11 protein-coding genes are annotated in these 8624 nt (G+C 45.4%); 9 read left to right on the top strand and 2 right to left on the bottom strand.

Annotation, left to right across the window (positions count from 1 at the left end; genetic code table 11):
* The 4 genes from Q0389_RS05790 to Q0389_RS05775 all read left to right on the top strand — a co-directional run.
* Nucleotides 1–466, top strand: a 466-nt coding sequence (locus tag Q0389_RS05790; RefSeq protein ID WP_298692609.1) for a hypothetical protein, incomplete at its 5' end; no start/stop codon positions are given.
* A gap of 144 nt (nucleotides 467–610) precedes the next feature.
* Nucleotides 611–1456 (top strand): hypothetical protein, encoded by an 846-nt coding sequence (locus tag Q0389_RS05785; RefSeq protein WP_298692607.1) that lies wholly within the window; start codon nucleotides 611–613, stop codon nucleotides 1454–1456.
* A gap of 22 nt (nucleotides 1457–1478) precedes the next feature.
* Nucleotides 1479–2168, top strand: coding sequence for a hypothetical protein (locus Q0389_RS05780; RefSeq protein ID WP_298692605.1), 690 nt, complete (start codon nucleotides 1479–1481; stop codon nucleotides 2166–2168).
* A 130-nt stretch (nucleotides 2169–2298) separates the two neighbouring features.
* Entirely contained in the window at nucleotides 2299–4161 is a 1863-nt protein-coding gene (locus Q0389_RS05775; protein ID WP_298692603.1) for a GGDEF domain-containing protein, read from the top strand.
* On the opposite strand, the gene Q0389_RS05770 is transcribed toward Q0389_RS05775, so the two are convergent.
* Both Q0389_RS05770 and Q0389_RS05765 read right to left on the bottom strand, forming a co-directional pair.
* Nucleotides 4156–5094, bottom strand: coding sequence for an aldolase/citrate lyase family protein (locus tag Q0389_RS05770; protein ID WP_298692601.1), 939 nt, complete (start codon nucleotides 5092–5094; stop codon nucleotides 4156–4158). The genes Q0389_RS05775 and Q0389_RS05770 overlap by 6 nt on opposite strands.
* On the bottom strand, nucleotides 5063–5425 hold the full coding sequence (locus Q0389_RS05765) for a cytochrome c (RefSeq protein ID WP_298692599.1): 363 nt from the start codon (nucleotides 5423–5425) through the stop codon (nucleotides 5063–5065). Before Q0389_RS05765 ends, Q0389_RS05770 begins: the two co-directional genes overlap by 32 nt.
* Before the next feature lie 68 nt (nucleotides 5426–5493).
* Between Q0389_RS05765 and folD the strand changes: the two genes are divergently transcribed.
* The 5 genes from folD to Q0389_RS05740 are packed head-to-tail and all read left to right on the top strand — an operon-like array spanning nucleotide 5494 to nucleotide 8619.
* Nucleotides 5494–6351, top strand: a complete 858-nt coding sequence (folD, locus tag Q0389_RS05760) for a bifunctional methylenetetrahydrofolate dehydrogenase/methenyltetrahydrofolate cyclohydrolase FolD (RefSeq protein WP_298692597.1) — start codon at nucleotides 5494–5496, stop codon at nucleotides 6349–6351.
* A 3-nt stretch (nucleotides 6352–6354) separates the two neighbouring features.
* Nucleotides 6355–7173, top strand: a complete 819-nt coding sequence (gene lepB / locus Q0389_RS05755) for a signal peptidase I (protein ID WP_298692595.1) — start codon at nucleotides 6355–6357, stop codon at nucleotides 7171–7173.
* The gene (locus Q0389_RS05750; RefSeq protein WP_298692593.1) at nucleotides 7160–7837 is read left to right on the top strand and encodes a site-2 protease family protein; all 678 of its coding nucleotides are present in this window, start codon (nucleotides 7160–7162) and stop codon (nucleotides 7835–7837) included. The genes lepB and Q0389_RS05750 overlap by 14 nt, the downstream gene beginning before the upstream one ends.
* A gap of 8 nt (nucleotides 7838–7845) precedes the next feature.
* Nucleotides 7846–8283 (top strand): ribose 5-phosphate isomerase B, encoded by a 438-nt coding sequence (gene rpiB, locus Q0389_RS05745; protein WP_298692591.1) that lies wholly within the window; start codon nucleotides 7846–7848, stop codon nucleotides 8281–8283.
* A 3-nt stretch (nucleotides 8284–8286) separates the two neighbouring features.
* Nucleotides 8287–8619, top strand: a complete 333-nt coding sequence (locus tag Q0389_RS05740; RefSeq protein ID WP_298692589.1) for a hypothetical protein — start codon at nucleotides 8287–8289, stop codon at nucleotides 8617–8619.
* Nucleotides 8620–8624: the final 5 nt, after the last annotated feature.

Raw genomic sequence — 8624 nt, 5'->3', positions numbered from 1 at the left:
CCAAAAAGTACATGTTTCGCTTGATCGGAATCAATCGATACAATTAATGTTAACGATTACCGACGCAATGATCCAAAAAATGTATTCCGAGTCCATCCTTTCGAAAGAAATATACGGTTCTTATATGGTCTTAAGCGACCCGAAACAACTGGCACCGCTTTTGAAAAATGTCAATCTTCGATTGGATTTCGATTTCGGCATCAATTCCGACGGTCGGATCGCACAGATTCAGTCTTTTATCAATGCGTCGGATAATGGAGAAAAATTTGCTCTCGGAATCGAAAATATTACGTCATTAAACAACTTCGACGCTCCGCAGTTTTCACTTGACCCAAAAAATTCAGGCAGTATTGATTATATGGAAGTTTTCCGAAGCTGGAAAGAGTTTGTTCCGGATAACGTTCCAGAGGATTCATCCCCGGATGAAGAACAATCGAGTGACTATGACCGAAATCAAACAATCTGAAACGATACCTACACACATTCCAAACCGATAGATTCCCAAAACTCCACCTGTATCTTGAAATAAATGATATCTTTCATTAGGAAATTCAAGGTACAATTTCCTCCGTCGCACGTTTTGCGCCTTATCTAAACATTTTTTGAGACCATGAAGCGAACCCAATCTTTTTCACTATACGCCCTGATCATCGCTTTTCTCGTCCATCTCATCGTTGTATTGCTCTTTATTATATTAAACCAATTGACGCCTCCTCCGCCACCGCCTCAACCGGAACCCAAAGAGGAACAACGCTTTAAACTTTCTCTGAAAGAGCGCCCTAAAATTCAAAAAGAAGCCTTGGTCAAAAACGATATCCCAAAACCTCAGATCAAACGTTCCATCCCGCGCGGCGAACAGTTAAAACAACCCAAGGCCCCTCTTCCCGTTCAAAAACCGATACCCGTACCTCCACAAAATACTCCGCCGCAACCTGTCGAACCGATGCCGGCTCCACGTAAAGCATTCGAGCAGCATGTTGCAAAACCCGTTGCCACGATCGAACGCCAGAGTATCCCAAAAAAGGAACAGGGGCTTTACGATATCCTCTCCAAAGCAGACGGCTCGGCACAACAAGTCATGACACGGGGTTCAACCCGTATTACCGACAGTATTCAGCGTCTATACGGCGATAAATTCAGCGAACTTTCGGCCGGAGAGCAAAAATACATTATCGACAATCAAGAGCTTATGCGCCGTATCACGCAGGGAGTACTCGATCGGTACGGACGTTCCAAAATACCCGACAATATCCGCACCGACGACACCAACATGATCGAATTTTATCTCTATCCCGACGGTAGTATTTCCGATCTTCATTTTCTTAAAAACAGCCGTCTCTCCATTCTGGACGACACGACCAAAGAGGTGATCGAATTGGCCTACTCCAAATACCCGCGACCGGAGCAAAAAACGCTTATTCGTTACCGGGTCTGGTATAACTTGACAGGCTATTAAAAAGACCCGCTATAATCGGAGAATGAAAACTTCCCGTTCGCTGTTCGCATTCCTCCTCGCCGCGATACTTCACATCGGTGTAGTGTCGCTGTTTTGGTTCGTCTTCCATCACACAGAAAAAGAGCACCCGATTATTCATGAAAAACGGTTCGGAGTTACCCTTACCGATGAAGAGAGTTTCTCGCAACTCTCCGAAGAACCTCCCAAACCGCAGGATCAACCTCTTGCTGATTCCTCCATACCGATCCGAAAACACATAATCGAATCGAAATCACAAACAGTAAGAGAAACTGATTCTAAACTCCCGGAAGAACCTGTATCAACTATTCTTCCACACTATACGCAAGCCGATCGCGACACCCTTCCCCAATCCGTACTTCACCATTACGGCGACGAATTTTTTGCCCTCTCTTCAGGTGAACAGCATTACATTATCGATAATCTCCAACGTATCCGAAAGATTAACGAAATTGTCGGGACACGACTCTTACGCGAACGTCCGGATGATGAGATCGATCCGGATGACAATAATGTCGTTGAATTCTACCTCAACACTGACGGGACGATCTCCGATCTGCATTTGCTGAAAAACCGGCTTGGAACACCGCTGGACGAGTTAACACTGCAAACCATAGACCTTGCCCATTCACGCTATCCCAAACCCGAGCAGAAAACACTGATCCGTATCCGCGTTTATATCATTATCAAATAGATATTTATCATTATTTTTATACGTTATTATTTATTATAAAATAAGTATGCATTATAAATATTTAGATTTTAAACCTATTTAGATAGAATATAATTAGTAATAGATTTTATAGGTTTAATCAGGATTTTTTATGCGTAACAAAAATTTTAGATTTGTTTTTACCCTCTATTTTATAATTTTCGGTATCACTATCGCCCTATTCGGTTCCCTCGTCGGGTATAAAATTCAAATGATCGATATTCAAGAACGGATCGATAAAAATGCCGAAGAGGTTGCATTCAATAAAAAAAACAACCTCTTCAAGCCGATCATCGACAAAATGGACGCAATGGTATTTGCTCTCTCAAAAAGCCAAATTTTATTCGACTATCTCCAAAATCCCGATTCGCATAATACCCTCGCTATGGATCAGCTTTTTTTAACGATTACGATGTCCGACAAACAGGTGATGCAGGCACGTTTTATCGATGCGGAAGGCAAAGAGAAAATTCGCGTCGACAGACTCAATGAATCGAGTCTCCCATTCATCGTCGATTCGGCAAAACTTCAGGACAAAAGCACACGCGATTATTTTCAAATCGTCCGAACCCTTCCGAATGAAACGATATGGCATTCCAAACTGGATCTCAATATTGAAAACGGCAAAGTCGAGGTCCCCTTTCGCCCCACAATTCGGATTGCAACGCCGATTTATCACAACGGCACCTTTAAAGGTATCGTCATCGTCAATATGTTGACTAATAATCTCCTGAGCTCCATACGAACCTCTGCAGTATTCGAACACTATATCATCGATAAGGAAGGAAATATTATCATCGCCCCGGATGACACGCTCTCATGGTCGAAATATACCGGAAAACAAAACGAATTAACCGATATTTTTCCGAACGAAACGTCTAAAATCCTCTCAGGCACCTATACGGGAAAAGATTTTTATACCTTTCCCCTCAATGATGTACTGCACAACGACGATGATGCGATTTTAATCCTGAAGCCGAAAGCCCAATACGAATATTCTCTCGTACTTTCCAATATCCAGTCCGCGATTTTGGTCGTTATTTTAAGTATTTTAGTCAGTATTCCCCTCGCATTGTACGCATCTATCACCCCTTCCAAACTCCAAAAAGCCCTTCTTGTCTCGAACAGCGAGCTCAAACGCTTTGCCGGAATCATCGATAAATACGTCGTAACCGTTACGACCAAAACCAACAGCATCATTACCGCCGTCAGCTCCGCTTTTGAAAAAGTGACCGGCTATGACAGAGACGAATTGATCGGTCGAAAGATCAATCTCATTAAACATCCCGATACATCGCAACAATTTCACAATGCGCTGTGGAGGACGATAGAAAACGGCGAGAAATGGCAAGGCGAAGTCAAAAATATCCGTAAAGACGGACATGAATATTGGCTTGAGCAGACGATTATCCCTATACAAAACGATAACGGCGAAATTACCTCGTATGTCTCCGTAGCAACGGATATAACGGATAAAAAAGAGCTTGAGAAAATATCGGTGATCGACCAGTTGACCGGTATATTCAATCGACGAAAACTGAGCGATTCACTGCAAAGCGAAGTCAATAAAGCACATCGTTACCATCGTCCTCTCTCTGTGCTTATCATGGATATCGATCATTTCAAACGGATCAATGATACCTATGGTCACCAATGCGGAGATTTTGCTCTCACCACCGTCGCCGCCCTCCTCTCCAAACACATTCGCGACAGCGATATAGTCGGACGATACGGCGGTGAAGAATTTATGGTCATTTGCCCGGAAACACAGATCACTGCGGCAGTAAGTGTCGGAGAAAAACTGCGCGAAGCGATTGCGCAATACGATTTCGGCATCATCGGTCACATCACGATTAGTATCGGCGTAGCTGAACTAAAAGAAGAAGATACGCTGGAAACAATCGTCAAAAACAGCGATAACTGCCTTTATACGGCGAAACACAACGGAAGAAATCAGGTCGTAGCCGAATCATAATCCGCACTGTTTTACAATGGCTAATGCCCCCTTATAAATCGGCTCATCGATGAAACCGTATCGTTCGTCCACAAATCCGCTAATCCCTTTGGCTGCGCGCTCTTCAAAAAGTTTAATGATCTCCCGACACCGTCCGATTTCGGATTCGCTGTATCCGAAGACTTCATGAATCAGCTCTACCTGAGCCGGAGCAATGCACCCTTTGGCGTCAAAGCCCATCATTTTTTCCAATTCGAGCCAGTTGCGCAACCCTTCACTGTTTTTGTAGTCCTGATACACAAACGATACCGGTTTAACACCGCAGGAGCGGGAGGTAAAAAGAAAATGCGACAGCATATAATGGACGGAAGGATTGTCGGGCAACAAAAGAGATTGGGAGAGACCTAAATCGGCGAACAGATCCAACACTCCCAAATAATAGGCTTTGATCCGTTCGTCGATCGCAAACTCTTTGAGTGCCAGCCATGCCTCTTTCGTTTCAATCGAAAGATGAACCTCAATTCCATCATCAACCAATGTCAAAATTCGTTTGACATCCTGAACCGAGCGAATTTTCGGGACACGTATCCCATCGGGCATAAACGGATTCAAAAACAAAATCTCTTCTGCTCCCCCCTCATCCAAAGGATTGACCCGAACGATCAGCTTTTTATCGCATTTAGGGAAAAATGCTAACGCAATCGCACACAAAGCGAGTGCATACGGCTTTTGTTCTTTGCTTACCCCATCCTCGAGGTTTAGCATCAAACACTCGCTTTTCAATTCAGGGATCTTGGTCAAATGTTTAATATTATGAGGAGAGAGCATCATCGCCGAACGAAACGACTGTGAGCGGTTTTGGTGACGGACTACGGGGATAGCAAGAGCCCGAAGAGGGTCCAACTGACCCGACTCGACGAGATCAGTGAGGTTTTGAGGATTTTGCAGCGGCATTTTTAAACTCCTCGCGGTGGAGATAATAATACAGAGTCTGTATTTCGGTATCGGTCAAATAATAGCGGGGCATGCCGACGATACGGCTGTTTACTTTTTCATAAAACTCCCGGAAAGGGAGTTTTTTGATAGCGTTTCCCGCAAACACTTTTGATTCACCCTTATCGATATAGCGGGCGATCAGTTTTCCTTCTCCCTCTTCGCCGTGGCATAAATGGCATCCGACGCCGCGCGGATTATGGTAAAGTCCTGCGGCATACTCTTCTTTGGTGATAAATGATTCCGATGCGCTCAACCCCAATGCTAAAAGTAGAATAAAAACCCCTCGCACTCTCACCCTTTAACCAAATATTAGTCTTTTATCGGTATCATACCCAAAAAGAATTTTACGGTGATTAAATGCAGATACTAGACGGTAAAGCGCTCGCAAAAAAAATTGAGGAAAAGGTCTCGGCAGGGGCAAAAGAACTCAAAATGAAAACAGGAAGAGTCCCCGGCCTGGCCGTGATCCTGGTCGGACACGATCCTGCGAGCCAAGCGTATGTCGGCATGAAGAAAAAAGCGTGCGACCGTGCCGGTTTTTACTCCGTTACCCATGAGATGCCCGAAGACATCTCCCAAGAAGCGATCATCAAAACCATCGAGATGATGAACCTCAATCCCAATATCGACGGGATATTGATCCAACTTCCCCTTCCCAAACATATCGATACCACCAAAATCCTCGAAATCGTCGCTCCGACCAAAGACGTCGACGGATTCCATCCTTACAACGTCGGACGTTTGGCGACAGGATTAGACGGATTCGTCCCTTGTACTCCGCTGGGTGTTATGGAACTTTTAGCCGAATACGACATCGATGTCAAAGGAAAAAACTGCTGTGTCGTCGGTGCTTCCAACATCGTCGGAAAACCGATGGCTGCACTGTTGCTCAACGCGAATGCCACAGTCGAAATTTGCCATATTTTTACCGATGATTTGAAAAAACACACTCTTGCCGCCGACGTTATCCTAGTCGGTGCGGGAGTCATCAATCTCATCAAAGCAGATATGGTCAAAGAAGATGTGATCATCGTCGATATCGGGATTAACCGTGCCGATGACGGCCGTCTCGTCGGTGACGTCGATTACGATGCCGTCTCTGCGAAAACATCGTATATTACACCCGTCCCGGGCGGCGTAGGGCCGATGACGATCGCAATGCTTCTTTCCAATACCCTTAAAGCCGCTCAAATCCATGCAGAAGAAGAGAAGTAATCCTTGAAGAAAAAAATAGTTAACGGCTTACACAGCGCCTACCGATTTTCCAATACGTGGACCGGCACGATTATCATCGTCCTTTTTGTCATTTTCTTTGTCGCACAGGCTTTCCGAATCCCAAGCGGATCGATGAAAGACTCCCTGCTCGTCGGAGATCATCTGTTTGCGAAAAAATTCGCCTACGGTATTTCGACTCCGCACATCCCGTTTTTAGAAATCCCCTTGATTCCGGGGACGGACGGCCATATTATCGACGGCGACGAACCCAAACGAGGCGATATCGTCATTTTCCGCTATCCGAACAATACCCAGCTTCATTATGTCAAACGATGTGTCGCCTTGCCGGGAGACGAACTCTTTTTGATGAACAAAATTCTTTATATCCACCCTAGAGAAGGGGACGACTACGCCCGAGAAATGTTCAAAGGATATGAACTCGTCGAAGTCGAAGGGAAACTATGGGTTAAAAATCCGTATGCCAAAGAGCACCATGGGATCCATAACGACGAAAAAATTACCGACAACGGCATTTTTCCGATGGAACTGTTCAATTTCGGACCGATTCAAGTACCCGAGAAACAGTATTTTATGATGGGAGATAACCGCGACCACTCTAACGACAGCCGTTTTTGGGGAGCCGTTCCGTACGGCTTGATCGAAGGGACGCCGTGGTTTGTCTATTTCAGCATGGATGCCGACTACAAAGTCCGTTGGGATCGTATCGGCAAAACACCGTACGATTTGGAACAACCCGAGCCGCTAAGCCGTGCCGTTGCGGAGAGAATACGCGAAGACGCCAACGACCATGAACTCTATTGATATGCTCGAGATCGCTGCGGCGATCGTCGCTTTGCTGATTGCCATTATCGGACATGAAATCATGCACGGATGGGTCGCTTACAAATACGGCGACAACACGGCAAAACATGCAGGCAGATTGAGTATCAATCCCCTCATCCATATCGATCCGTTCGGATCGATTCTCGTTCCGTTAATGACCTATTTTCTCCCGATGCTTTTAGGAGCGTCCAGCGGATTCTTATTCGGATGGGCCAAACCCGTTCCGGTAAATATCCAAACCGTTATCCGCAACGGCGGCTACAATGCCGCAATGCAGGTGAGTTTGGCGGGGATCGCCTATAACCTCTTCCTTGCAACCTTATTTTCGGTGATTCTCCTTTCCTTGGCACAACCGACCGAAACAGATGGAATCGGTTATGTTTTCGCCTATTTACTCGTTATCAAACTCCTTCTTATTAATGTCGTATTGGCGGTATTCAACCTTCTGCCTATTCCGGCATTCGACGGAGCCCATTTTATTACCTATCTCGCCCTAAAATATAAAGTACGAGCCGTAGCCGAATTTTTTGCCAAAGCCGAACCTTATGGAATGATTGTTATCATCATCATATTGGTTACCCCGCTGAAAATTCCGTTGGTAATGTGGCCTATCGAAGGGCTGCTGCACCTCTTACTCAATTAAGGAGAACTATGAAATTTTATATTGCCACCGATCACGCCGGAATCGATTTGAAAAACTTTACGGTAGAGCTTCTCCGAACAAAAGGACATGAAGTGATCGATTTGGGTCCCTTCAGCAAAGAGCGTGTCGATTATCCCGATTATGCCGTCAAAGTGTGTGAAAATGTCCTTGCCGATCCTGCCGCTCAGGGGATTTTGATCTGCGGGTCGGGAATCGGCATGTCGATGGCGGCCAACCGGTTTCACGGAATCCGCGCGGCGCTATGCCATGACGCCTATACGGCAACTGTTGCACGGGGTCATAATGATGCCAACGTCTTATGCTTCGGAGAACGGATTGTAGGACAAGGTGTCGCCGAGTCGATTCTCGATGCCTGGATTGCCGGAAAATTCGAAGGGGGCCGCCACTGCGGCCGTGTAGATAAAATAGAGGCTATCAAAGGATAAACGATGTTTTTCGAATGGTCATTACTTACCGTTGTAACATTGGGGGCACTTTTCTTTTTGGTGAAAATGTTCTATTTTCGCAGTATCACCGTCAAAGAACAACGCAGCAGCGAAATGATGAAAATCACCCTCAAAGAAGCCGAAGTTTTGATCCGAAAATATCAGATTCAACTCCAACGAGCGCTTGGGAATGTCGATATTCTCAGCGAAGAGCTCAATAACCTTCGCAACGAGGTCAAATCGCTCAAACAGCGTAATTCGAAGCATCGTTCCGAAACAGATCGCCTGCAAATCAAAATTAAAGAGCTTGAAGGGCGCATCGACGCACTGATTTAATTTAC

This window comes from uncultured Sulfuricurvum sp. (assembly GCF_937936435.1).
GTDB lineage: Bacteria > Campylobacterota > Campylobacteria > Campylobacterales > Sulfurimonadaceae > Sulfuricurvum.
The sequence above is the reverse complement of the archived record's forward strand: the minus strand, read 5'-3'. Positions and strand labels throughout refer to the sequence as shown.

Bases quoted from the DNA above. Each gene is read 5' to 3' on its own strand.
- Q0389_RS05785 (WP_298692607.1), top strand. From the start codon at position 611: ATGAAGCGAACCCAATCTTTTTCACTATACGCCCTGATCATCGCTTTT.
- Q0389_RS05780 (WP_298692605.1), top strand. From the start codon at position 1,479: ATGAAAACTTCCCGTTCGCTGTTCGCATTCCTCCTCGCCGCGATACTT.
- Q0389_RS05775 (WP_298692603.1), top strand. From the start codon at position 2,299: ATGCGTAACAAAAATTTTAGATTTGTTTTTACCCTCTATTTTATAATT.
- Q0389_RS05770 (WP_298692601.1), bottom strand. From the start codon at position 5,094: ATGCCGCTGCAAAATCCTCAAAACCTCACTGATCTCGTCGAGTCGGGT.
- folD (WP_298692597.1), top strand. From the start codon at position 5,494: ATGCAGATACTAGACGGTAAAGCGCTCGCAAAAAAAATTGAGGAAAAG.
- Q0389_RS05750 (WP_298692593.1), top strand. From the start codon at position 7,160: ATGAACTCTATTGATATGCTCGAGATCGCTGCGGCGATCGTCGCTTTG.
- rpiB (WP_298692591.1), top strand. From the start codon at position 7,846: ATGAAATTTTATATTGCCACCGATCACGCCGGAATCGATTTGAAAAAC.
- Q0389_RS05740 (WP_298692589.1), top strand. From the start codon at position 8,287: ATGTTTTTCGAATGGTCATTACTTACCGTTGTAACATTGGGGGCACTT.